Source organism: Pseudomonas sp. 2, assembly GCF_056627435.1.
In genome coordinates, this window is the sequence record NZ_JBWXNG010000020.1 from 18,695 (window position 1) to 42,206 (window position 23,512).

Annotated in this window: 21 protein-coding genes; 14 read left to right on the plus strand and 7 right to left on the minus strand. The window is 62.7% G+C overall.

The features are described from left to right. Positions 1-102: 102 nt before the first annotated feature. Genes AC1MEK_RS25735 through lexA form a run of 4 tightly spaced genes read right to left on the minus strand, consistent with a single transcriptional unit; the run spans position 103 to position 5,873 of the window. A complete protein-coding gene (locus AC1MEK_RS25735; RefSeq protein ID WP_480399062.1) occupies positions 103-3,204 on the minus strand; it encodes an error-prone DNA polymerase in 3,102 nt (1,033 codons plus the stop codon). Then, positions 3,201-4,631, minus strand: a complete 1,431-nt coding sequence (locus AC1MEK_RS25740) for a Y-family DNA polymerase (protein ID WP_480399063.1) — start codon at positions 4,629-4,631, stop codon at positions 3,201-3,203. The genes AC1MEK_RS25735 and AC1MEK_RS25740 overlap by 4 nt, the downstream gene beginning before the upstream one ends. Positions 4,632-4,638: 7 nt before the next feature. Further along, positions 4,639-5,256 (minus strand): translesion DNA synthesis-associated protein ImuA, encoded by a 618-nt coding sequence (gene imuA / locus AC1MEK_RS25745; protein ID WP_480399170.1) that lies wholly within the window; start codon positions 5,254-5,256, stop codon positions 4,639-4,641. Continuing rightward, a complete protein-coding gene (gene lexA / locus AC1MEK_RS25750; protein ID WP_480399064.1) occupies positions 5,256-5,873 on the minus strand; it encodes a transcriptional repressor LexA in 618 nt (205 codons plus the stop codon). The genes imuA and lexA overlap by 1 nt, the downstream gene beginning before the upstream one ends. Positions 5,874-6,285: 412 nt before the next feature. On the opposite strand from lexA, the gene AC1MEK_RS25755 reads away from it, so the two are divergent. From AC1MEK_RS25755 to AC1MEK_RS25780, 6 genes are all read left to right on the plus strand, one after another. Then, entirely contained in the window at positions 6,286-6,876 is a 591-nt protein-coding gene (locus AC1MEK_RS25755; RefSeq protein ID WP_480399065.1) for an amino acid synthesis family protein, read from the plus strand. 191 nt (positions 6,877-7,067) lie between these two features. Further along, positions 7,068-7,901 (plus strand): alpha/beta fold hydrolase, encoded by an 834-nt coding sequence (locus tag AC1MEK_RS25760; RefSeq protein ID WP_480399066.1) that lies wholly within the window; start codon positions 7,068-7,070, stop codon positions 7,899-7,901. Further along, the gene (locus tag AC1MEK_RS25765) at positions 7,898-9,379 is read left to right on the plus strand and encodes an aldehyde dehydrogenase (RefSeq protein WP_480399067.1); all 1,482 of its coding nucleotides are present in this window, start codon (positions 7,898-7,900) and stop codon (positions 9,377-9,379) included. The genes AC1MEK_RS25760 and AC1MEK_RS25765 overlap by 4 nt, the downstream gene beginning before the upstream one ends. A 14-nt stretch (positions 9,380-9,393) precedes the next feature. Further along, positions 9,394-9,894 (plus strand): flavin reductase family protein, encoded by a 501-nt coding sequence (locus AC1MEK_RS25770; RefSeq protein ID WP_480399068.1) that lies wholly within the window; start codon positions 9,394-9,396, stop codon positions 9,892-9,894. 190 nt (positions 9,895-10,084) lie between these two features. Then, complete coding sequence (locus tag AC1MEK_RS25775; RefSeq protein WP_274134711.1) at positions 10,085-10,837, plus strand: GntR family transcriptional regulator; 753 nt, start codon at positions 10,085-10,087, stop codon at positions 10,835-10,837. 1 nt (position 10,838) lies between these two features. Beyond that, on the plus strand, positions 10,839-11,402 hold the full coding sequence (locus tag AC1MEK_RS25780) for an NUDIX hydrolase (RefSeq protein WP_480399069.1): 564 nt from the start codon (positions 10,839-10,841) through the stop codon (positions 11,400-11,402). A gap of 137 nt (positions 11,403-11,539) precedes the next feature. Here AC1MEK_RS25780 and AC1MEK_RS25785 read toward each other — a convergent pair whose 3' ends face one another. After that, on the minus strand, positions 11,540-11,833 hold the full coding sequence (locus AC1MEK_RS25785; RefSeq protein ID WP_480399070.1) for a DUF1330 domain-containing protein: 294 nt from the start codon (positions 11,831-11,833) through the stop codon (positions 11,540-11,542). A gap of 138 nt (positions 11,834-11,971) precedes the next feature. Between AC1MEK_RS25785 and ribBA the strand changes: the two genes are divergently transcribed. From ribBA to AC1MEK_RS25815, 6 genes are all read left to right on the plus strand, one after another. Beyond that, entirely contained in the window at positions 11,972-13,081 is a 1,110-nt protein-coding gene (gene ribBA, locus AC1MEK_RS25790) for a bifunctional 3,4-dihydroxy-2-butanone-4-phosphate synthase/GTP cyclohydrolase II (RefSeq protein WP_480399071.1), read from the plus strand. Between the two features lie 481 nt (positions 13,082-13,562). Next, a complete protein-coding gene (locus AC1MEK_RS25795; protein WP_480399072.1) occupies positions 13,563-14,588 on the plus strand; it encodes an ABC transporter substrate-binding protein in 1,026 nt (341 codons plus the stop codon). Continuing rightward, positions 14,573-15,529 carry an ABC transporter permease gene (locus tag AC1MEK_RS25800; protein ID WP_480399073.1) on the plus strand — a complete coding sequence of 319 codons (957 nt, stop codon included), beginning with the start codon at positions 14,573-14,575 and terminating at the stop codon, positions 15,527-15,529. The genes AC1MEK_RS25795 and AC1MEK_RS25800 overlap by 16 nt, the downstream gene beginning before the upstream one ends. Positions 15,530-15,535: 6 nt before the next feature. Next, a complete protein-coding gene (locus tag AC1MEK_RS25805) occupies positions 15,536-16,351 on the plus strand; it encodes an ABC transporter permease (RefSeq protein ID WP_480399074.1) in 816 nt (271 codons plus the stop codon). Continuing rightward, on the plus strand, positions 16,348-17,499 hold the full coding sequence (locus AC1MEK_RS25810; RefSeq protein WP_480399075.1) for an ABC transporter ATP-binding protein: 1,152 nt from the start codon (positions 16,348-16,350) through the stop codon (positions 17,497-17,499). Before AC1MEK_RS25805 ends, AC1MEK_RS25810 begins: the two co-directional genes overlap by 4 nt. Before the next feature lie 210 nt (positions 17,500-17,709). Beyond that, a complete protein-coding gene (locus AC1MEK_RS25815) occupies positions 17,710-18,342 on the plus strand; it encodes an START domain-containing protein (RefSeq protein WP_480399076.1) in 633 nt (210 codons plus the stop codon). Positions 18,343-18,486: 144 nt separating this feature from the next. On the opposite strand, the gene AC1MEK_RS25820 is transcribed toward AC1MEK_RS25815, so the two are convergent. Next, complete coding sequence (locus AC1MEK_RS25820; RefSeq protein ID WP_480399077.1) at positions 18,487-19,905, minus strand: purine-cytosine permease family protein; 1,419 nt, start codon at positions 19,903-19,905, stop codon at positions 18,487-18,489. A 369-nt stretch (positions 19,906-20,274) separates the two neighbouring features. Between AC1MEK_RS25820 and AC1MEK_RS25825 the strand changes: the two genes are divergently transcribed. Then, entirely contained in the window at positions 20,275-20,760 is a 486-nt protein-coding gene (locus tag AC1MEK_RS25825; protein ID WP_480399078.1) for a flavin reductase family protein, read from the plus strand. A gap of 59 nt (positions 20,761-20,819) precedes the next feature. Beyond that, positions 20,820-21,857, plus strand: coding sequence for an LLM class flavin-dependent oxidoreductase (locus AC1MEK_RS25830; RefSeq protein WP_480399079.1), 1,038 nt, complete (start codon positions 20,820-20,822; stop codon positions 21,855-21,857). Positions 21,858-22,035: 178 nt separating this feature from the next. On the opposite strand, the gene AC1MEK_RS25835 is transcribed toward AC1MEK_RS25830, so the two are convergent. Next, positions 22,036-23,361, minus strand: a complete 1,326-nt coding sequence (locus AC1MEK_RS25835; protein ID WP_480399080.1) for an ammonium transporter — start codon at positions 23,359-23,361, stop codon at positions 22,036-22,038. Positions 23,362-23,512: the final 151 nt, after the last annotated feature.

Below are 23,512 nucleotides of genomic sequence, written 5' to 3' on the forward strand. Positions count from 1 at the left end.
TCGTCTGGCACGACAGAGGCGGATGGCTTTGCTGCCGCTGCGCGCCAGATCGCGGGCAAGCCCTACTCCTACGCCCCTCGGGCAGAATCAAAAGCGACAAAATCATTTGAAATCCCGGCTGCGCACATCAAGGCCGGTCAACAGCGGCGTCAGGTCGAACAGCCGCTGGGCGATGATGTGCCGCACGCCCTTCTGGTATTCGAACTTGCCGAACACCTGCAGCAGTTGCGAGCCCACCAGCACCTTGCGCTGACGCTCGGCCAGGTCGCGCCAGACCACCACGTTGATCATCCCGTGTTCATCCTCCAGGGTGACGAAGGTCACGCCACTGGCGGTGCCGGGGCGCTGCCTGCCGACCACCAGCCCGGCGACACTGAAGCTGCGACCGTGCTCTTCGCCCAACAGATCCTTCGAACTGCGAAAGCGCCTGGCGGCCAGTGAATGGCGCAGTATCGCCAGCGGGTGCGGCCCCAGGGTGGTGCCGAGGGTGTCGTAATCGGCCTTCAGATCCTGCGCCACGCTGGGCAGCGGCAAGGCTACCTGCGCCTCGTCGGCAAAGCAGTCATCGCCGAACAGCGGCCGCTGCACCTCGACCCCGGCCACTTCCCAGCGGGCCCGATGCCGATGGCCGGCCAGCCCGCGCAGCGCGCCGGAATCGGCCAATGCGGCGCGGGCGCGGTTGTCCAGGTCAGCGCGCACGCACAGGTCGGTCACGTCCCTGAACTCGCGCAAGCTGCGGGCCTGTTCGATACGCCGGGCGTCTTCTTCGCGAAAGCCGCGAATCATCCGCAGCCCCATGCGAATCGCCAGATCCTGGGTGTACTCGCGGCCCGGCACCGGCTCCAGCGAGCAGTCCCAGTCGCTGTAGCGCACATCCACCGGGTGCACGTCGATGTGGTGTCGGCGGGCGTCCTGCAGCAACTGGTCCGGGCTGTAGAAGCCCATGGGCCAGCTGTTGATCAGGGCGCAGGTGAACGCCGCCGGTTCATGGCATTTGAGCCAGCAACTGGCGTAGGTCAACAGGGCGAAACTGGCGGCGTGGGATTCGGGAAAGCCGTAACTGCCGAAGCCTTTGATCTGTTCGAAGATGCGGTCGATGAAGGCTTTTTCATAACCTTTTTTGCCCATTCGCTGACTGAGGCGTTCGTAATGAGACTCAAGGCCGCCATGACGCTTCCATGCCGCCATTGAGCGGCGCAACTCGTCGGCCTCACCAGGCGTGTAGTTGGCCGCGACAATCGCCAGTTGCATGACCTGTTCCTGAAACAGCGGCACGCCCAGAGTGCGTTTGAAGACATCCCGAAGTTCTTCCGATGGATAGGTCTCCTCTTCTTCGCCGTTACGCCGCCGCAGATACGGATGCACCATATCGCCCTGAATCGGCCCCGGGCGGACGATGGCCACCTCGATCACAAGATCGTAGAACTTCTGCGGCCTGAGCCTGGGCAGCATCGACATCTGCGCCCGCGATTCGATCTGAAACACGCCGATGGTGTCGGCGCGGCTGATCATGTCGTAGGTAGGTTTGTCGTCTGCCGGAATGTCGGCGATGGTCCAGCGCTTGTGCCGATGCAGTTCGACCAGATCGAAGGTGCGGCGCAACGCACTGAGCATGCCCAGCGCCAAAATGTCGACCTTGAGCAGGCCTACCAGATCCAGATCGTCCTTGTCCCACTGGATGATGGTGCGCTCGGCCATGGCGGCGTTTTCCACCGGCACAAGGCTTTCCAGCGGTTGTTCGGAAATGACGAAACCGCCGGGGTGCTGGGACAAATGCCGGGGGAAGCCGATCAGCTCACCGGCCAGGGTCAGCACCCGGCGCAACACCGGGCTGTCCGGCTCGAAGCCGCTTTCGCGCAGGCGCTCGGCGGGCGGCAGGTTGTCAGTCCAGCGCCCGCAGCAATCGGCCAGCGCGTTGATCTGGTCCGGCGGCAGCCCTAGCACCCGCGCTACATCGCGAACCGCGCCAGCGCCGTGATAGGTGCTGGCGACCGCGGTCAGCGCCGCCCTGCCCCGGCCATAGCGGCGAAACACGTATTGCAGGACCTCCTCGCGACGTTCGTGCTCGAAATCGACGTCGATGTCCGGTGGCTCGTTGCGCTCTTCGGAGATGAAGCGCTCGAACAACAAGTTGACCTTCGAAGGGTCCAGCTCGGTGATTTCCAGCGCGAAGCAGACTGCCGAGTTGGCAGCCGAGCCCCTGCCCTGGCAGAGAATGGCCCGATCACGGGCATAACGGACGATGTCGTGCACCGTCAGGAAATAGCTCTCGTACTTCTTGAGAGCAATGATGCGCAGCTCTTTTTCGATGTTCTCCCGCGCAACGGTGGGTACGCCTTTTGGCCAGCGCTTGCGTGCGCCCTGCTCGGTCAATTCACGCAGCCAACTGGTCGGGGTATGCCCCTTTGGCACCAGTTCCCGGGGATATTCGTACTGCAGTTGCTTGAAATCGAAACAGCAGCGCCGGGCGATGACCAGAGTCTCCTCCAGCAAGTGCGCGGGATACAGATCCGCCAGCACCGCCCGCGAGCGTAAATGCCGTTCGCCGTTGGGAAACAGCCGGTGCCCGGCCTCGGCCACGGTGGTGTGATGGCGGATGGCGGTCATGGTGTCCTGCAAGGCGCGACGTCCCCGGGCGTGCATGTGCACATCGCCACAGGCCACTGCCGGGATGGCCAAGGTGTCGGCCAGCGCCAGCAAGGTGGCGAGCCGCTGCCGGTCATCCGGGCCACAATGCAGCTCGACGCCCAGCCACAGGGTCTCTGGAAACTTGCCACGCAGCCAGTCTCCCTGGGCCAGACGAGCTTCGACCGGTTGGTCCAGATCCGCCAGCCACAGCGCCAGCAGGCCATCGAGCGGTGTGTCGAAGTCCTCGGGCAACAGGCGGTACTCGCCCTTCTTGCTGCGTCGCCGCCCTTGAGTGATCAGCTTGCACAGCGCCTGATAGCCCGCCAGATTCTCCGCGAGCAAGACGATTTTCGGGCCGTTCTCGACCGTGATTTCACTGCCGACGATCAGCGGTACTTCACTTTTGATCGACGCCTGCCAGGCCCGCACGATGCCGGCCAGGGTGCACTCATCGGTGATCGCCAGCGCCTGATAGCCCTGTTTCTTCGCCCGCTCGAACAGTTCTTCGGCGCTGGAGGCTCCGCGCTGAAAGCTGAAATTGGACAGGCAATGTAGCTCGACGTATTCGCAGTTCATGCGAACCAGCCGTGCAGCAACAGGCCGCCGTCGTCATTGACCTTGCGATAGGCCCAGCCGCGCTGGCCGCTGCGGGTTTCGATCAGAAAGTAGTCGCGGCGCATGTCGCCGCCGTCCCACCAGCCGGACTCGATGCGTTCGGGCCCGGCCAGCACCCGCACCGCCGAGGGCGTCAACGGCTCGGGCTCGCGCAGCAGCCAGCCCGGACGCGGCACGCGATGGGTGGCGATCACCGGTTTGCCGGTGTTGTTCGGCAGCCATGCGCATTCGGGCCGGTGATCGGCCTGAAAAGCCAGCCCGCTGACGGCCTCGTCCCCCAGCCGTGCCCGCAGGCGTTCGCGCAATTGCTCCCAGGGCATGTTCTGTTGCGGCCGATCATCGAACAGCTCGCGGTGGGAGGGCACGAACGCTGGCAGGTCATTGGCCTGCAGGCGCAAAGCACGTACGGGCGACGGTACCTGCACCTGTTCCAGCCGCCCTCGCGCCAGCTCGAACAACATGTTGGCCTCGCGCTCGGCACTGAGCAGGCCCACCGGAATCAGGGTGTCGGGGGCCACGCTGCCGACACTGGGCACGTGCTCCAGGTGAATGACGAAACGCTGCACGCCACTGTCGCGCCCGCCGAGGAACAGCGCCAGGTCGGCGATCATGCGCTTCAAGGGAAACAGCAGCGCCTGATGGGATTCGACGTCGAAATTGAGCTCGATGCGGGTCTCGAAATGATCTGGTGGCACGTAACACTCAAGCGCCACCGGCCGACGCCCGAGCAAGGTGTCCAGATGCTGCAGCAGCGTGGCGGCAAAGCGCCGGGCCAGGGTGTCGCGCGGCAATGCCAGCACCTGACACAAACGCTGCAGGCCCATGCGCATCAGCGCGGTGGACACCTCCTCGGGCAAGCCGATGCGATTGACCGGCATCTGTTCCAGCACCCGCTCCAGTTGCTCGTTGCAGGTGATGGCCAGACCGTCATGGGCATTGGCCAGCATCCGCGCCGCCACCGGATTGGGCGCAACGACAATACGGTGGCTGAAGCCCATTTCTGTCAGTTCGTGGCGCAAGCGCGCTTCGAACAGCGGCCAGGGGCCGAACAGCCCCAGGCTGGATTCGACTTCCATCAGCAGCACGCGCGGGTATTTCAGGCTGACCTGGGAGCTGAAACCGTAGGCCCAGGCCGCCAGCAGTCGATGGGAGCGCTCGGTTTCGCCCGGATCGTACTCAACGGTGTCGAAATCGCGGCTCATGGCATGGGCCGCCGTCAGCGACTGCCCGGCACGCAAGCCCAGCGCCCGCGCTGCGGCATTGACGGTCTGCAGCACCCGGCGCTGGACTGGGCCGCTGATCAGGGCCAGCGCACGTTCAGGCTCGGCGCGACGGCGCATGACGCCGTCCAGTGCCAGTTGCGGCAGCACAACACAGGCCCAGAGCATGCCGACCTCAAGCGTCCTGCGCGAACGGAATGGGTGATGCCGGCGCCAGCCCGCCCCGGCACTTGAGTACCCGCAACTGGCTGGGACGCACATCGATGGCCAGGCGCAGGGCCGCCGGCGACGGGTTGGCCGCCGCCTGTTGGCTGCGACAGGCAAAGGCCAGGGTTTCGCCGGTTTCGGCCGCCACCTGCAAGCGGCGCAGGGCCCGGTCATCGACCTTGCCCGGCCAGCACAGCACTGCGCCGCAACTGCCCGAGCGCAAGCATTGCTCGACCGCCCACAGGGCATCGCGCTCGTCGGCGTCGATCACCGACAGTTGACGCAGGTCGATACCTGCCGCCTGCCAGGCTTGCGGATACGGCACATGGGGCGGCGCCACCAGCACGATCCGCTCGCCCTTGTCGGCCAGCCGCGCCAGGGTGGGCCAGAGCAGGCGCAACTCGCCGCTGCCATGGGCCGGAATGAGAATTTCGCTCAGCGCCGCCGGTGGCCAGCCGCCGATGGGCAATGCCGCATCGAGCAAGGCGTGGCCGGTGGGTTGCTCGCCCACAGGTTTTGCCTGCGGGCGGCCTTTCCAGACCCGGCGTTCGTCCAGCAATGCATCGAGACTGACCACCGCGCCCATCATTCGCGCCTCACCAGGCCGCAGAATACGCCTTCGATGGCGAAATCCTGATCGGCGCGCACGATGATTGGCGCGTAGGCCGGGTTGCGTGGCAACAGACGAAATTCATCCTTGCCCCGCTCCAAACGCTTGATGGTCACTTCGCCATCGAGCCTGGCGACGACGATCTCGCCGTCTCGCGCGTCGGCCTGTTGCAGGATGCCCACCAGATCGCCGTCGAAAATGCCGTCTTCGATCATCGAATCGCCTTTGACCCGCAGCAGATAGTCGGGGACGCGCAAAAAGGTACGGCTGTCGAGGGTAAAGGTGTCGTGGATGTCGATGTCCGGGCCGATCGGCGCACCGGCGGCCACGCGGCCCAGTACCGGGATTTCCAGCATTTCGGCGCGCTTTCGGTGTTCGACCAGGCGAATGCCCCGCGCCTGATGGGCGGTGACTTCGATAAAACCGGCTTCGGTGAGCGCCACGATGTGCTTGCGCGCCACGCTACGGGAAGCGAAGCCGAAGGCTTCACCGATTTCCGCAAGGCTGGGCGGCTGGCCATTTTGAGCGATGCGATCACGGATGAAGGTCAGGATGGCAGCGCGTTTTGGGGATAGATTCGTCATGGAGTACATTTGTACTCTTTTCGGCGAGCGCTGACCAGCACCTCTTGTCTGCTCCCTGACTGACTCCGAGATTCTGCCGATCCTGTACCTGTAGGAGCGCACGAGCCCCGCGAGGCCGCGATCGGCTGCGCAGCAGTCGTAAATCCGGTAATCGCTGATGTATCTGACACACCGCGTGCGCAGGGTTTGCTGCCGCTGCGCGCCAGATCGCGGCCTCGCATGGCTCGTGCGCTCCTACAGTTGCGCGTACGTCTTCATGCCACGCGTGAGGTGCGCGTTCTCCTTCAGGCCATGCGTCGCCTCAAAACCCCTTTTTCGACACAAGTGCTAACAAACCACTTGCACGATCAATCTTATGGTATACCATCAGACCAAATACAAACCCCCATCAACAATCTGATCAAGAACCCGGGAGCCACTCATGAGTTTCGAAATTCGCAAGATCGTCAGCTACCTCGAAGAAACCCTGATCGAAGGCGGCAAGGCCACCGACACGCCGGTGACCATGGTCGGCCTGGCCGTGGTGATGAAGAACCCTTGGCTGGGTCGCGGTTTCGTTCAAGACCTCAAGCCTGAAATCCGCGCCAACTGCTCGGACCTGGGCGCGATGATGGTCGAACGCCTGACCGGCCTGATCGGCGGCGCCGACAAGATCCAGGCCTACGGCAAAGCCGCCGTGGTCGGTGCCGACGGTGAAATCGAGCACGCGTCTGCCGTGATCCACACCCTGCGCTTCGGCAACCACTACCGTGAAGCCGTGAAAGCCAAGAGCTACCTCTCCTTCACCAACAAGCGCGGCGGCCCGGGCACTTCGATCCAGATCCCGATGATGCACAAGGACGACGAAGGCCTGCGCTCGCACTACATCACCCTGGAAATGCAGATCGAAGACTCGCCACGCGCCGACGAAATCGTCGTGGTGCTGGGCGCGGCCAATGGCGGTCGTCTGCACCCGCGCATCGGCAACCGTTACATCGACCTGGAAGAGCTGGCTGCCGAGAAAGCCCAGTAATCCGACGCCGAGAAAACATACTAATAAGGCCGTTTGAAAGCGTCGCGAGCGAAGGCAAGACAAGGCAAAAGCAGGCGAAAAAGCGGAGTCCAGGTGTTCTAAATGAGCATTTTTCGCCTGTTTTTAACGCCGTATTGCCGAGCGCAGCAGCTTTCAATCGGCCGTACAAGGCCTGTGCAGGAGCGATCCAAATGATTCGGCTCACCGCTGAACGCACCCCGGCCGGCACCAGTTATCTGGCGACCGGCCAAGGCCACCCCGTGGTGTTGATCCACGGGGTCGGTCTGAACAAGGAGATGTGGGGAGGACAGATGGTTGGTCTGGCCCCGCACTATCGAGTCATTGCCTACGACATGCTCGGTCATGGTGCGAGCCCGCGTCCTGATCCCGAGACCGGCCTGCCCGGCTACGCCGAGCAACTGCATGAACTGCTGGAGCACCTGGGCCTGCCCTGCGCCACGGTCATCGGTTTCTCCATGGGCGGCCTGGTCGCACGGGCCTTCGCCCTGCACTTCCCGCAGCAACTGGCGGGGCTGGTCATTCTCAATAGCGTATTCAACCGCAGCCCCGAGCAGCGTGCAGGCGTCATCGCCCGCACTAGCCAGGCCGCCGAACACGGCCCTGATGCCAACGCCGCCGAAGCGCTGTCGCGCTGGTTCAGCAGCGAATATCAGGCCGCCAACCCGGCGCAGATCGCGGCGATCCGCCAAGTGCTGGCCAGCAACGATCCGCAGGGTTACCTCACCACTTACAAACTGTTCGCCACCCAGGACATGTACCGCGCCGACGATCTGGGCAGCATCCAGGCGCCGACACTGGTGGCCACTGGCGAGCTGGACCCCGGCTCCACGCCCGACATGGCGCGCCAGCTGGCCCTGCGCATCAAGGGCGCGCAAGTGCAGATACTTGCCGAGCAGCGGCATATGATGCCGGTTGAGTCGCCGCGTCTGGTCAATCAGATGCTGCTCGATTTCCTCAAGCAGGCAGACGCGCAAAACACTTCGGTAAAGGGGATCGTTGCATGAGCCTTACCCGTTTTCAGATGTGCATCGGCGGAGAGTGGGTCGATGCGCTGTCCGGCAAGACCTTCGAAAGCCTCAACCCGGCGTTGGCGCAACCCTGGGCCGAACTGCCTGACGCCGCCGAAGCCGACGTCGAGCGTGCCGTGCAGGCCGCGCAGGCGGCCTTTGAGAACCCGGCCTGGCGCAAACTGACCGCCACCGCGCGGGGCAAACTGCTGCGTCGCCTGGGCGATCTGATCGCCGAGAACAAGGAAAAACTGGCGCAGCTGGAAAGCCGCGACAACGGCAAGCTGATCCGCGAAACCCGCGGCCAGGTCAGCTATTTGCCTGAGTTTTTCCATTACACCGCAGGCCTTGCCGACAAGCTCGAAGGCGGCACCCTGCCGCTGGACAAGCCGGACCTGTTTGCCTACACCGTGCACGAGCCGATCGGCGTGGTGGCCGGGATCATTCCCTGGAACAGCCCGCTGTACCTGACCGCGATCAAGCTGGCACCAGCGCTGGCCGCCGGCAACACCATCGTGCTCAAGCCGTCCGAACACGCTTCGGCGACCATTCTGGAGCTGGCGCGTCTGGCCCTGGAAGCCGGGATTCCGCCGGGCGTGGTCAACGTGGTCACCGGCTACGGCCCAAGCACCGGCGCCGCCCTCACCCGTCACCCGCTGGTGCGCAAGATCGCCTTCACCGGCGGCGCCGCCACGGCCCGTCACGTGGTGCGCAGCAGCGCCGAGAACTTCGCCAAACTGTCGCTGGAGCTGGGCGGTAAATCGCCGAACATCATCTTCGCCGACGCCGATCTGGACAGCGCGATCAACGGCGCCGTCGCCGGGATCTATGCCGCTTCCGGCCAGAGCTGCGTATCGGGTTCGCGCCTTTTGGTGCAGGACGAAATCTACGACGAATTCGTCGAGCGCCTGGTGGCCCGCGCCCAGCGCATCCGCATCGGCAATCCGCAGGACGAAACCAGCGAAATGGGCCCGATGGCGACCGCGCAACAACTGGCGGTGGTCGAAGGTCTGGTGGCCGACGCCCTGGCCGAAGGCGCGCGCCTGCGCACCGGCGGCAAGCGCGCACAGACCGGCAGCGATGGCTGGTTCTACGAGCCGACGCTGTTCGAATGCGACGCCAACTCGATGAAAATCATGCAGGAAGAAGTCTTTGGCCCGGTCGCCTCGGTGATCCGCTTCAAAGATGAAGCCGAAGCGCTGGCCATCGCCAACGACTCGCAATTCGGCTTGGCAGCCGGGATCTGGACCCGCGATCTGGGCCGCGCCCATCGCCTGGCCCGCGACGTGCGCTCAGGCATCATCTGGGTCAACACCTACCGCGCCGTGTCGGCCATGGCGCCGATCGGCGGTTTCAAGAACAGCGGCTACGGTCGCGAGAGCGGTATCGATTCGGTACTGGCCTACACGGAACTTAAAACGGTGTGGATCAACCTCTCGCAAGAACCGATGCCCGATCCTTTCGTGATGCGTTGAGCGAGGTTTGCAGCATGATCGAACCCGGCATTTACAAAGACGTCATGGGCAGCTTCCCGTCCGGGGTCACGGTGGTCACCACCCTGGACCCGGAGGGCGGCATCGTCGGCATCACCGCCAGCGCGTTCAGCGCGTTGTCGATCGAGCCGGCACTGGTGCTGTTCTGCCCCAACTACGCGTCGGACACCTACCCGGTGCTGCGCGACAGCAAGCAGTTCGCGATTCACCTGTTGTCGGCAGACCAGAAAGCCGAAGCCTATGCTTTTGCGGGTAAAGGCAAGGACAAGGCCAAAGGCATCGACTGGCACCTGAGCGAGCTGGGCAACCCGCTGCTCAGCGAGTCTTCGAAGATCCGCGCCACGGCGATCATCGAATGCGAGCTGTGGCGCGAGTACGACGGCGGCGATCACGCGATCATCGTCGGCGAGGTGAAGAACCTGATCCTGCCTCACGAGCCGGTCACGCCGATGGTCTATCACCGCGGCAAACTGGGGCCATTGCCAAGCCTTGGTTGAGTTCTGCGGCTGAAATTGGCAAGAAAAGAGGTGAAACAGGGCCCATCGGTGTCGATGGGCCTGCTGGTTGGCGTCGCGCGGCGTGATAAACTGCGCGACGTTTTGGTCGACAGACCCCTAATCACCCCTGGCTGTCCCCGCTGCCTGTAATCCGGGCAATGGCCGGACAGCCAACTCAAGAGCGGAACCCATGAAACGCCTGCCACTCGACGACACATTCAAGGTCAACCGCAACCCCGTCACCCTGCGGGAAATCGTGCTGGACAAACTGCGCAGCGCGATCATGAACTTCCAGCTGCTGCCCGGTGACCGCCTGGTCGAACGCGACCTGTGCGACCGCCTCGGCGTCAGCCGCACCTCCGTCCGCGAAGCCCTGCGCCATCTGGAATCCGAAGGCCTGGTGGAATTCGCCGACGCGAAGGGCCCGCGCGTGGCCATCATCACCCTGGAAGACGCCTGCGACATCTACGAGCTGCGTTGCGTGCTCGAAGGCATGATCGTTCAGCTGTTCACCCTGCGCGCCAAGGCCAAGGACATCCGTGCCCTGGAAAAAGCCCTCAACGAAAACAGCGAAGCGCTGAAGGAAGGCGACCTGCAGCAGGTGCTCGATTCGGTTCAGGGCTTCTACGACGTGCTGCTCGAAGGCTCGGGCAACCATGTGGCGGCCACCCAGCTGCGCCAGTTGCAGGCACGCATCAGCTACCTGCGGGCGACCTCGGTCTCCCAGGAAAACCGTCGCGGCGCGAGCAACCGGGAAATGGAAAAGATGGTCGAAGCGATCAAGAGCGGCGATCCACTGGCCGCGCATCAGGCCTCGGTGGATCACGTGCGCAGCGCCGCGAAGGTCGCGCTCGATTACCTCAAATCCAAACAGGACGATGGCACCAAGGTGCGCGACATCGTCGAACCCGTGGTTCTGAAGGAACCGCGCATAGGACACTGACATGCCAGCCCCGCGCTTTTGTCCGCAATGTGGCAGCGCCGACCTCGCCCGGCGCGTTCCTGACGGAGACACCCACGAGCGGCTGATGTGCGGGGGCTGCCAGTACGTCCACTACGTCAATCCGAAGATCATCGCCGGCTGCATCATCGAGCGCGAAGGCAAGTACCTCTTGTGCCAGCGCGCGATCCCGCCACGGCCCGGCACCTGGACGCTGCCGGCCGGGTTCATGGAGGCTGGCGAGACCACCGAGCAGGCGGCGCTGCGGGAAGTCTGGGAAGAAAGCGGCGTGCGCGCCGAAATCGTCTCGCCCTACTCCATCTTCAGCGTGCCGCAGATCAGCGAGGTGTACATCGTCTTTCGCGCCATCGCCCTGGAAGTCACCGGCCAGTTCGGCCCGGAAACCCTGGCCTGCCGCTTCTTCGACCCGGAAGATATTCCCTGGGACAGCATCTACTACCCGGCCATCCGGCAGATCCTGGAACGCTACATCGCCGAGCGCCAGGCCGGGGTGTACGGGATTTATGTCGGCAATGATGACACCGGGAAGGTGCATTTCATTCGCTGAACCTGCCGCATGACGGCGATCGGTCACACGCTCTGTAGGAGCGAATTCATTCGCGAAAAATGTTCCAGGCCACGCAGATGCGTTGGATGTTCCGACGCATCGCGAATGAATTCGCTCCTACAGAGTCTGCGTATCCGTTACCCCTCAAACCCCTCGACAATCACGATCTCGGCATGGGCCGCGCCCTGGCGGTGGCTCATGGCTTCCTGGTACTCGGGCGAGTGGTAGCACGCCAGCGCCTGTTCGTAGGACTCGAACTCGATCACCACGCTGCGCTGTGGGGTCTTGCGCCCTTCCAGCGCTTCGGCGCGGCCGCCGCGGGCGAGGAACTTGCCGCCGTACTTCTTGAACGCAGCCGGGCCGCGCTGGGTGTACTCGGTGTATTGCGTCGGGTCGTTGATGTCGACGTGGGCGATCCAGTAGGCCTTCATTGCACTCTCTCTTTTATGGTCAATGCTCAGGTTTCAACGCTGTAGTTTCAAAAAGGGTGAATCTGTGAAATATTCTGTCTTATGGTATACCACGATTTTCCCTTGTTATCCTCCCTTCATAAAAAAGAGATCCCGAGTATGGCGTTCGACCGCATCGAAGACATCATCGAAGACTACCGCCAGGGCAAGATGGTCCTGCTGGTCGATGACGAGGACCGGGAAAACGAAGGCGACCTGCTGCTCGCCGCCGACCGCTGCACGCCGCAGGCCATCAGCTTCATGGCCAACGAAGCGCGCGGGCTGATCTGCCTGACCCTCACCGACGAGCACTGCCAGCGTCTGGGCCTGGAACAGATGGTGCCGAGCAACGGCAGCGTGTTCTCCACCGCGTTTACCGTGTCCATCGAAGCCGCTACCGGCGTGACCACCGGCATTTCCGCCGCTGACCGTGCCCGCACTGTGCAGGCGGCCGTCGCAGCCAATGCCACTGCCGAGGACGTGGTGCAACCGGGGCATATTTTCCCGCTGCGCGCCCGCGAAGGTGGCGTACTGACCCGCGCCGGCCACACCGAAGCCGGTTGCGACCTGGCGCGCCTGGCCGGTTTCACCCCGGCCTCGGTGATCGTCGAAGTGATGAACGACGACGGCACCATGGCCCGTCGACCGGATCTGGAGCGCTTCGCCCAGAAGCACGGCATCCGCATCGGCACCATCGCCGACCTGATCCACTACCGCCTGAGCACCGAGCACACCATCGTGCGCATCGGCGAGCGCGAACTGCCGACAGTGCATGGCACCTTCCGCCTGATCAGCTACGAAGACCGCATCGAAGGCGGTGTGCACATGGCCATGGTCATGGGCGACGTGCGCCGCGACGAGCCGACGCTGGTGCGTGTGCACGTGGTCGACCCGCTGCGCGACCTGGTCGGCGCCGAGTACAACGGCCCGGCCAACTGGACGCTCTGGGCGGCCCTGCAAAAGGTCGCCGAGGAAGGTCGCGGCGTGGTCGTGGTGCTGGCCAACCATGAATCGTCCCAGGCGTTGCTCGAACGAATCCCGCAATTGACCCAGCCACCGCGCCAGTACACCCGCTCGCAGTCGCGGATTTATTCGGAAGTCGGCACCGGGGCGCAGATCCTGCAAGACATCGGCGTGGGCAAGCTGCGTCACCTGGGCCCGCCGCTCAAGTACGCAGGGCTCACCGGCTACGATCTGGAAGTGGTTGAAAGCATTCCTTTTTCAGGCTGAACGTGACCATACGGCGCGCTGCAGAGCCAAATCAGTAGCGCGCCGAATACAGCATCCTTTGCCCTTCCGTTCGTCACAGAAACACGAAAAATCAAGGCATCAGAAGCGGCAAAGTGCTTGCAGAAAGTTTGGAATACCATAATATGACATTCCGTAGGCCGAGGATTTTTTCGTCAGGTGTACCCGCCAGGGACAGCACAAACAAGAACATCTGACAGGCCCCGTTTTTAAAGGCCCGTAGCCCCAAATGCTGCGAGTCCACTGCTCCCGACAGGCGGGCAAGAGGTTCTGTACGAGATGTTCTGACGCGAAGGTGAGGCAAGGCGAAAACAGCCGAGGAAGCGGAGTCTACGAGCTGTAAATGAGCATTCCGACCGGGCTCGCGATCGAGGCTGTTTTCAACGCAGCATCACCGAGTGTCAGGACATGTCGTGCAGGACCGAGCAGCCCGCTCAAAAACACAACAAATGAGGGCGAAAAAATGGTGTTGATTCAACGTGCAACAGCGGTCCTGACAGCAGGTGTATTGGCGCTCTCGTGTCACGCAGCCATGGCGGCTGACAGCGTCAACTTCGTCAGCTGGGGCGGCTCGACCCAGGATGCACAAAAGCAGGCCTGGGCCAATTCCTTCACCAAGAACACCGGCACCGCCGTGGTTCAGGACGGTCCGACCGACTACGGCAAACTCAAGGCCATGGTCGAAAGCGGCAACGTGTCCTGGGACGTGGTCGACGTCGAAGCCGACTTCGCCCTGCGTGCGGCCAGCGAAGGTCTGCTCGAACCGCTGGACTTCAGCGTGATCAAGAAAGACCGCATCGATCCGCGCTTCCAGTCCGACCACGGCGTGGGTTCGTTCTTCTTCTCCTTCGTCCTCGGTTACAACGAGAACAAACTCGGCAAGGCCAAGCCTGAAGACTGGTCGGCGCTGTTCGACACCAAGACCTACCCCGGCAAACGCGCCCTGTACAAATGGCCGAGCCCCGGCGTGCTGGAGCTGGCCCTGCTGGCTGACGGCGTGCCGAAAGACAAGCTCTACCCGCTGGACCTGGACCGCGCCTTCAAGAAACTCGACACCATCAAGAAAGACATCGTCTGGTGGGGCGGCGGCGCGCAATCGCAGCAACTGCTGGCGTCCGGTGAAGCCTCGCTGGGCCAGTTCTGGAACGGCCGCACCTACGCCCTCAAGCAGGACGGCGCACCGGTAGGCGTGAGCTGGAAACAGAACCTGGTCATGGCTGATTTCCTCGTGGTGCCAAAGGGCGCCAAGAACAAGGATGCGGCCATGAAGCTGATCGCCGAAGCCGCCAGCGCCAAGGGCCAGGCCGACTTCTCCAACCTGACCGCCTATGCGCCGGTCAACCTGGACAGCGTGCCGCGTCTTGATTCGACTTTGGCGAAGGATCTGCCAACCGCCTATCCTGACGACCAGATCACTCTCGACTTCGCGTACTGGGCCAAGAACGGTCAAGCCATCGCGTCACGGTGGAACGAATGGCTGGTCAAGTAAAGATGACGGCCCTCGCGTCCCGTCAATCCAACCCGGCCGGTGGTGCGTCCAGCACCGCCGGCGCGGCATCCACCCAGGCCGTGACGATGAAACAGACCAATACCCTGTCACACCGCTGGAAAGGCAGCCGCAACCTGCTGCCGGCCCTGATTTTCCTCGGCCTGTTCTTCTTCGCACCCCTGATCGGCCTGCTGTTGCGCGGCGTGCTGGAGCCCGTGCCCGGCCTTGGCAACTACGAACAACTGTTCGCCAACTCGGCGTACTCCCGCGTGCTGTTCAACACCTTCTCGGTGGCCGGGCTGGTCACGCTGTTCAGCCTGTTGCTGGGCTTTCCGCTGGCCTGGGCGATCACCCTGGTGCCCCGTGGCTGGGGCCGCTGGATGCTCAACATCGTGCTGCTGTCGATGTGGACCAGCCTGTTGGCGCGCACCTACTCCTGGCTTGTACTGCTGCAGGCTTCGGGTGTGATCAACAAGGCGCTGATGGCCATGGGCATCATCGATCAGCCGCTGGAAATGGTGCATAACCTCACCGGCGTGGTGATCGGCATGAGCTACATCATGATCCCGTTCATCGTGCTGCCGCTGCAGGCGACCATGGCCGCCATCGACCCGATGGTGCTGCAGGCCGGCTCCATCTGCGGCGCCAGCCCCTGGACCAACTTCGTCAAGGTGTTCCTGCCGCTGTGCCGCTCGGGGCTGTTTTCCGGGGGCCTGATGGTGTTCGTGATGTCGCTGGGTTACTACGTCACCCCGGCCCTGCTCGGCGGCGCCCAGGACATGATGCTGCCGGAGTTCATCGTCCAGCAGGTGCAATCGTTCCTCAACTGGGGCCTGGCCAGTGCGGCAGCGGCGTTGCTGATCGTCATCACCCTGGTGCTGTTCTACTTCTACCTCAAGCTGCAACCGGAATCCCCGGTCGGCTCCAACCACGCGAGGTGACCCGCCATGCTCCTGACACCCAATGCCATGAGCCCGCGCCTGCGCTGGGGCCTGTATTCGGTCACCGGGCTGATCGCGCTGTTTTTGCTGCTGCCGATCGTGTTCATCGTGCTGCTGTCGTTCGGCTCGTCCCAGTGGCTGGTGTTTCCGCCGCCGGGCTGGACGCTGAAGTGGTACATGCAGTTCTTCAGCAACCCGGACTGGATGGCCGCAGCCCTCGCCAGCCTGAAAGTCGCGGTGCTGACCACGATCTTCGCCGTGCTGCTGGGCCTGCCGACCGCCTTTGCTCTGGTGCGCGGGCGCTTCCCGGGCCGCGACATGCTGTACGGCCTGTTCACCCTGCCGATGATCGTGCCGCTGGTGATCATCGCGGTGGCGGTCTATGCGCTGTTCCTCAAACTCGGCTACACCGGCACCCTGGTGTCCTTCGTGGTCAGCCATGTGATCGTCGCGCTGCCGTTCACCATCATCTCGATCATCAACTCGCTCAAGCTGTTCGACCAGTCGATCGAAGATGCCGCGGTGATCTGCGGCGCCTCGCGGATTCAGGCGGTGCTCAAGGTGACGTTCCCGGCGATTCGTCCGGGCATGGTCGCCGGCGCCCTGTTCGCCTTTCTGGTGTCGTGGGATGAAGTGGTGCTGAGCGTGATGATGGCCAGCCCCACCCTGCAGACCCTGCCCGTCAAGATGTGGACCACGCTGCGCCAGGACCTGACCCCGGTCATCGCCGTCGCTTCGACGCTGCTGATCGGCCTGTCCGTTCTGGTCATGTTTATCGCCGCGACCCTGCGTCGCCGCAACGAAGCGAGAATGCCTTCATGAGTGCCGTGATCAAAGATGCTTCGCAATCCCAACAGCCCCTCGTCAGCCTGCGCAACCTGAACAGGCACTATGGCGACTTTGCGGCCGTGGACAATATCTCGCTGGACATCAAGGACGGCGAGTTCCTGACCTTCCTCGGCTCCAGCGGCTCGGGCAAGAGCACGACGCTGTCGATGCTGGCTGGCTTTGAAACGCCAAGCTCGGGCGAGATTCTGGTGGAAGGCAAATCACTGGTGAACGTGCCGCCGCACAAGCGGGACATCGGCATGGTGTTCCAGCGTTACTCGCTGTTCCCGCATCTGTCGGTGCGCGACAACATCGCCTTCCCGCTGGCCATTCGCAAACTGTCGGCGGCCGAGCGCGACAAGCGCGTCGACGCCATGCTCAAGCTGGTGCAGCTGGAAAAATTCGCCCACCGCCGCCCTTCGCAACTGTCCGGCGGCCAGCAGCAACGGGTCGCCATTGCCCGGGCGCTGGTCTACGAGCCACGCATTCTGCTGATGGACGAACCGCTGGGCGCGCTGGACAAGAAGCTGCGCGAAGACCTGCAGGACGAACTGCGCCAGTTGCATCGCCGCCTGGGGATCACCATCGTTTACGTGACCCACGATCAGGAAGAGGCCATGCGCCTGTCCCAGCGCATCGCGATCTTCAGCCACGGCAAGATCGTCGGCCTGGGCACCGGCTACGACCTGTACCAGAACCCGCCGAACGCCTTTGTCGCCTCGTTCCTGGGCAACTCGAACTTCCTCAAGCTCAAGGCTCAAGGCAATGGCGCGGCGACCTTCGAGGGCCAGGCGCTGTCGATTCGCCTGACCTCGGGGTTGACCACCGATCAGGACGTGCTGCTGATGATCCGCCCGGAAAAGGCCCAGGCCCTGAGCGTCGAACAGGCCGCCGCGCAACCGCTGCCCACCGGCTGGAACGAGGTCAGCGCCAAGGTCGGCGAGGTGCTGTTCCTCGGCGAAAGCCAGACCTGCACCGTGATGACCGCCGGCGGCACCCAGATGACGGTCAAGGCGCTGTCCGCTGCGGGCATGCCGCTCAAGGCCGGTGACCAGGTGCGCGTACGCTGGGCCACCAGTGACGCCTGCGTGTACACCGAATGGGCCGAGAGTGATCTGAACAAGGCGGCTGGGGCGCATTGATCGCCCTAGTGGATTACCGACGCTGTTCCCTTTTGTGGGAGCCGGCTTGCTGGCGAATGCAGAGTGTCAGTCACTACAACTGTGAATGACACACCGTATTCGCCAGCAAGCCGGCTCCCACAGTTGTTTATTGCGTTCGTTACAACCGGCAACAACCTCACCTATGCTCTGAAGACCCGCGCCCATCAACGTGCAGTCCCGGAGCCTCTCATGAAAACACTGCCCGTCCTGTGCGCCCTGCTGCTGGCCAGCTATCTGGGCCCTGCCGCCGCCGAACAATGGAAACTGGCCAGGGACGAAAACGGCATCAAGGTCTACTTGAGCCAGCCGGTGGGTTCGGGTTACCAGAGCTTTCGCGGGGTGGCCTCGATCAAGGCCGACATTCCGACCCTGAGCCGTCTGCAAGAGAACCTCACCATCGCCTGCAAGTGGCTCTACGCCTGCGCCAACATGCGCCTGCTGAAGATCGACGGCGACAAGACCTTCGTTTACCTCACCACCGACCTGCCCGCCCCTGCCAGCGTGCGGGACATGGTGCTGCAGGTGCAGACCGAACAGCTGGACAACGGCACGCTCATCCGCCACCTGAGCGCGGTCAGGGACATGGAGCCGGAAGTGCCGGGGGTGATCCGCGTCAACGAACTGCACGGCGAGTGGATCATGGAGCCCAAGGGCGAGCGGGAAACCGAGGTGACGTACCAGATGCAGGCCGAGCCCGCCGGGGCGATTCCGTCATGGCTGGCGAACCGGTTCGTGATCGATGCGCCGATGGTGACGCTCAAGACGTTGCGCGCGGTGGCGGAGCGCCAGGGTGGGCATTCGGCGGATGTGGAAGGCAAGTGAGCTCCCAAGGCATGCACAAAATGACTTGTGGGAGTGAGCTTGCTCACGAACGGCCATTGCAGCCGCCCTGTACTCGGCGTCTGACAACGGATTTTCGTGAGCAAGCTCACTCCCACAGGAAAAGCATCAAGCCTTCAAGCAATGTTATTTGGCATATCCCACGCGGGCGGATTTCATGCGTTCAGCCTTGCCCCGCGTCGCCAGGCAGTAATACAACGGGCAGGTAATCAACAACCCCGCCAGCCACGACAGGTCCACCCCTTCCAGGTAATTGGCCCAGGGCCCTACATACAGCGAGGTGTTGGCGAACGGCAACTGCACGATGATGCCGATGAAATACGCCACGATCGCGTGCGGGTTGAAGCGCCCGTAGATCCCGCCGTCAGGGCTGAAAATCGAGGCGATGTCGTAGTTGCCGCGCTTGATCAGGTAGAAGTCGATCAGGTTGATCGAGGCCCACGGCACCAGCACGATCAGCAGCGTCAGGATCAGGCCGATGAACTCCTTGATGAAATCGCCGGAAGCGCCCACCGCCGTGACGCAGCAGCCCGCCAGAATCACCGCAGCCAGGATCACCCGCACCTTGATGCTCGGCGTCCAGTTGCCGGCGAAGGTCTGGATCGAGGTGACGATGGAAAGCACCGCGCCGTACAGGTTCAGCGCGTTGTGGCTGATGATGTTGAGCAGGAACAACAGCATCAGGACCGGGCCCAGCACGCCGGTCGACTGCTTGACCGCCGCCATCGCTTCGGTGCCTTCGGGCGTTGCCAGCACCGCTACCGCGCCGAACGTAAACGACAGCGTCGTGCCCAGGGTCGCGCCGAAAAACGTGGCCCAGAACGGCTTGGCGATGCCGATATCACACGGCAGGTAACGCGAGTAGTCCGAGGTGTAGGGCGAAAAGCTGATCTGCCAGATGATGCCCAGGCACAGCGTTGCCAGGAAACCCGACAAGTTGTACGCCCCACGGCTGAAGAAATCGGCGGGCAGCTCCTGGCTGAAGATCATGATGAAACCCGCCAGCAACGCTGCGCCCATGACCCAGGTGCCGATGCGGTTGAGGGTATGAATAAAGCGATAGCCGATCACGCCGATGGCCGTGGCGCTCAACGCGCCGATGATCACGCCCGCAGGCAGCGGCACGCTCGGTGCCATGCCGTGGATCGACTGGCCGGCCAGGACGATGTTGGAAATGAAGAAGCCGACGTAGATCAGCGCCGCGAAGAACACGATCAACAGTGCGCCGTAGCGGCCGAACTGGCCGCGACTCTGGACCATCTGCGGGATGCCCATGCGCGGGCCCTGGGCCGAGGCCAGGGCGATGAACACGCCGCCGATCATGTGGCCCAGCGCGATGGCGATGATGCCCCACAACAGGTTGAGGTGAAACACCTGGATCACCATGGCGCCGGTGACGATGGGCAGTGGTGCGATGTTGGTGCTGAACCACAGGGTGAACAGGTCCCGCGCCTTGCCGTGACGCTCGGCCAGCGGAACGTAGTCGACGGTGTGGTTTTCAATCAAATGCGTGGCGTTGCCGCCATGAGTTTCGGATGTAGTCATCGTTTCGCCTGAATTCTTGTCTTTGTGGCCAGCTAAAACCATGAAGCGACTGCCAGAACCTTGCGGCCATGACGCGCTTTGGAACGCCGCAAACACATCCCTGCACTCACGAGCGAGGCAACCATATTATGGTATGCCAACATTTTACAACTGCCCGCTCGGTCTTTTTTACCAACGGCAAGGCTCAGATCTATAAGGAAAAACCGGTTCAGCAAACGCGCAGGCAGCGGTTTACAAGGCTCGCAAGGGCTTTTGAAAACCTGCCAGGGCTCAAGGTGAAAGAAAAAACACTTGCAGAAAAGGTATTACGGTATACCATCAGACACACAAAACTTATCACCTTCGGCACCGAACCGCAGAGGTAGCAAAATGATCGACGCAACCGCCTACAAGACCGTCATGGGCTCCTTCCCCTCCGGCGTGACCGTGATCACCACCCTGGGCGATGACGGCGAGGTGGTCGGCCTGACCGCCAGCGCCTTCAGTTCGCTGTCGATGGACCCGCCGCTGGTGCTGTTCTGCCCCAACTACAGTTCCGACTCCTACCCGACGCTGATCAAGAACAAGCGGTTCGCCATCCATTTACTGTCCGGCTCGCAACAAAGCGAAGCCTACGCCTTCGCCCGCAAAGGCAAGGACAAGGCCGCCGGTATCGAGTGGACGTTGAGCGAATTGGGTAACCCGATCCTGGCCAATGCCACTGCCATCATCGAATGCGAACTGTGGCGCGAATACGAGGGTGGCGACCACGCCATCATGGTCGGCGCGGTCAAAAACCTGATCGTCCCCGAGCAACCGGCAAGCCCGATGGTGTATTGCCGCGGGAAGATGGGCGCCCTGCCCGCTCTTGCCTAAACTTGCGGCCTGAAGCTTAAAACGTGTAGCTGTCAAAAGAACAATCCGAGGTAAGCGTCATGAAATTTTCGTTGTTCGTTCACATGGAACGCTGGGATGAATCCGTCAGCCATCGTCAACTGTTCGAAGACCTGACCGAACTGACCCTGATGGCCGAAAAAGGCGGCTTCAGCACCGTGTGGATCGGCGAACACCACGCCATGGAATACACCATTTCCCCAAGCCCGATGCCACTGCTGGCGTACCTGGCTGGCAAGACCACCACCATTCACCTGGGCGCGGGCACCATCATCGCCCCGTTCTGGCACCCGCTGCGGGTGGCCGGTGAGTGCGCGCTGCTGGACGTGATCAGCAACGGCCGCATGGAAGTGGGCCTGGCCCGTGGCGCCTACCAGGTCGAATTCGACCGCATGGCCGGTGGCATGCCCGCCTCCGAAGGTGGCAAGGCACTGCGCGAGATGGTCCCGGTGGTCAAGGCGCTGTGGCAAGGCGACTACGCCCATGACGGCGAGATCTGGAAATTCCCCACGTCCACCAGCGTGCCGAAACCGGTCAAGACCCCGCCGATGTGGATCGCCGCCCGCGACCCGGACTCGCACAACTTTGCAGTGGCCAACGGCTGCAACGTGATGGTCACTCCGCTGATGAAGGGCGACGAGGAAGTCGTCGACCTTAAAAACAAGTTCGAAACCGCACTGGCCAACAACCCGGGCGTGCCGCGCCCGCAACTGATGGTTTTGCGCCACACCCACGTGCATGCCGAGAACGATCCCGAAGGCTGGAAAGTCGGGGCCAAGGCCATCGCCAAGTTCTATCGCACCTTCGATGCCTGGTTCGGCAACAAGACCACGCCGGTCAACGGCTTCCTCGCGCCAAGCCCCGAGGAGAAGTTCGCCGACCGTCCTGAATTCGCGCTGGAAAGCCTGCACAAGACCGCGATGATCGGCACACCTGAAGAGATCATTCCGCGCATCAAGTACTACCAGGAACTGGGCGTCGACGAGTTCAGCTTCTGGTGCGACAACAGCCTGCCTCACGCCGAGAAGAAGAAATCGCTGGAGCTGTTCATCAAGCATGTGGTGCCGGCGTTTCGTTGAATGATCTTGCGGTACAAAATCCCGGGGCTGGCGACAACCCCGGGATTTTGTTTAACGCTATTCCCTTGTGGGAGCCGGCTTGCTGGCGAATGCAGTGTGTCATTCTCCACATTAAGTGAATGACACACCGCATTCGCCAGCAAGCCGGCTCCCACATTTTTAACCGCGATGTGGGCGGTCAGTGGTTGTACGCACTCTCATTGTGCTCAGCCAGGTCCAGCCCCATCTCCTCGACATGCTCGTCAGCGCGCAACCCCACCAGCACTTTCACCACCTTGAGAATGATCCAGCTGGCGATAAAGCAATAGGCCGTAGTGAACACCACGCCCTTGATCTGCGCGATCACCTGACCACCCAAGGTCACGCCTTCCACCAGACCGCCCAGCGACGGCACGCAGAACACGCCCGTCAACACCGCACCGATCATGCCGCCAATGCCATGCAGGCCAAATACGTCGAGGCTGTCGTCATAGCCGAAGCGCTTTTTCAGCACCGTCACGCTCAGGTAGCAGAACACCCCGCACAGCAGACCAATCGCCAGCGCGCCACCGACGCCCACGTAAGCACACGCCGGGGTAATGCCGACCAGCCCGGCCAATGCACCGCTGGCCAGGCCCAGTGCGCTGGGTTTGCCGACCTTGAGCCACTCGGTGAACATCCAGCCGAGAATCCCCGCGCAGGCGCCCAGTTGGGTGTTGAGCATGACGATGCCCGACAGCCCATTGAGACCACCGCCGGAGCCTATGTTGAAACCGAACCAGCCGACCCACAGCATCGCCGCACCGACCATGGTCAGGCTGAGGTTATGCGCCGGCATCGGAGCATTCTCGTACCCCTTGCGCTTGCCCAGCATCAGGCACGCCGCCAGCGCCGCGACGCCTGCGTTGATGTGCACCGCCGTGCCGCCGGCGAAATCCAGCACGCCCCAGTTGTGCATCAAGGCTCCCGCCCCGCCCCAGACCATGTGCGCCACCGGCGCGTAGACCAGGGTGAACCAGATCGCCATGAACAACAGTGCCGCCGAGAACTTCATGCGCTCGGCAAAGGCACCGGCGATCAACGCCGGGGTGATGATGGCGAAGGTCATCTGGAAGGTCACGAACACACCCTCCGGGATGTCACCGACCAGGCTTTCAGGGGTCATGCCCGCCAGAAACGCCCGGCTCAGGCCGCCGACGAAACTGTTGAAGCTGACTTCGCCCTCGACCATGTTGGTGGTGTCGACCACCATGCTGTAGCCGTAGATCACCCACAGCACCCCGACCAGCCCGGCGATGCCGAAACACTGAGTGAACAGCGAGAGCATGTTCTTGGCCCGTACCAGGCCGCCGTAAAACAGGGCAAGGCCCGGCAGGCACATGAACAGCACCAGCACGGCCGCGGTGACCATCCAGGCCGTGCTGCCGGTGTTCAATGTCGGGGCATCGGCCGCCTGGGCCAGGGGAATGCACGCACTGAGTGCAATTAAAGCGAGAAGGGATTTGCCGGGTAGACGGTTAACCATTGTCGAAGCTCCTGCAATGAATGGAAAAGTGTCTGGCAGAAAGCGATGTGATCAAGCCTAAGCGTCGGGCCTTGCTGGCCTCTTTTTCAAGAACACGCATAACCTTGTAGGAGTGAGCTTGCTCGCGAACGCGGTGTGTCAGAACCCGATT

Coding starts and splice junctions, on each gene's coding strand:
- AC1MEK_RS25735 (WP_480399062.1), bottom strand. CDS start 3,204: ATGAACTGCGAATACGTCGAGCTACATTGCCTGTCCAATTTCAGCTTT.
- AC1MEK_RS25740 (WP_480399063.1), bottom strand. CDS start 4,631: ATGCTCTGGGCCTGTGTTGTGCTGCCGCAACTGGCACTGGACGGCGTC.
- imuA (WP_480399170.1), bottom strand. CDS start 5,256: ATGGGCGCGGTGGTCAGTCTCGATGCATTGCTGGACGAACGCCGGGTC.
- lexA (WP_480399064.1), bottom strand. CDS start 5,873: ATGTACTCCATGACGAATCTATCCCCAAAACGCGCTGCCATCCTGACC.
- AC1MEK_RS25755 (WP_480399065.1), top strand. CDS start 6,286: ATGAGTTTCGAAATTCGCAAGATCGTCAGCTACCTCGAAGAAACCCTG.
- AC1MEK_RS25760 (WP_480399066.1), top strand. CDS start 7,068: ATGATTCGGCTCACCGCTGAACGCACCCCGGCCGGCACCAGTTATCTG.
- AC1MEK_RS25765 (WP_480399067.1), top strand. CDS start 7,898: ATGAGCCTTACCCGTTTTCAGATGTGCATCGGCGGAGAGTGGGTCGAT.
- AC1MEK_RS25770 (WP_480399068.1), top strand. CDS start 9,394: ATGATCGAACCCGGCATTTACAAAGACGTCATGGGCAGCTTCCCGTCC.
- AC1MEK_RS25775 (WP_274134711.1), top strand. CDS start 10,085: ATGAAACGCCTGCCACTCGACGACACATTCAAGGTCAACCGCAACCCC.
- AC1MEK_RS25780 (WP_480399069.1), top strand. CDS start 10,839: ATGCCAGCCCCGCGCTTTTGTCCGCAATGTGGCAGCGCCGACCTCGCC.
- AC1MEK_RS25785 (WP_480399070.1), bottom strand. CDS start 11,833: ATGAAGGCCTACTGGATCGCCCACGTCGACATCAACGACCCGACGCAA.
- ribBA (WP_480399071.1), top strand. CDS start 11,972: ATGGCGTTCGACCGCATCGAAGACATCATCGAAGACTACCGCCAGGGC.
- AC1MEK_RS25795 (WP_480399072.1), top strand. CDS start 13,563: ATGGTGTTGATTCAACGTGCAACAGCGGTCCTGACAGCAGGTGTATTG.
- AC1MEK_RS25800 (WP_480399073.1), top strand. CDS start 14,573: ATGGCTGGTCAAGTAAAGATGACGGCCCTCGCGTCCCGTCAATCCAAC.
- AC1MEK_RS25805 (WP_480399074.1), top strand. CDS start 15,536: ATGCTCCTGACACCCAATGCCATGAGCCCGCGCCTGCGCTGGGGCCTG.
- AC1MEK_RS25810 (WP_480399075.1), top strand. CDS start 16,348: ATGAGTGCCGTGATCAAAGATGCTTCGCAATCCCAACAGCCCCTCGTC.
- AC1MEK_RS25815 (WP_480399076.1), top strand. CDS start 17,710: ATGAAAACACTGCCCGTCCTGTGCGCCCTGCTGCTGGCCAGCTATCTG.
- AC1MEK_RS25820 (WP_480399077.1), bottom strand. CDS start 19,905: ATGACTACATCCGAAACTCATGGCGGCAACGCCACGCATTTGATTGAA.
- AC1MEK_RS25825 (WP_480399078.1), top strand. CDS start 20,275: ATGATCGACGCAACCGCCTACAAGACCGTCATGGGCTCCTTCCCCTCC.
- AC1MEK_RS25830 (WP_480399079.1), top strand. CDS start 20,820: ATGAAATTTTCGTTGTTCGTTCACATGGAACGCTGGGATGAATCCGTC.
- AC1MEK_RS25835 (WP_480399080.1), bottom strand. CDS start 23,361: ATGGTTAACCGTCTACCCGGCAAATCCCTTCTCGCTTTAATTGCACTC.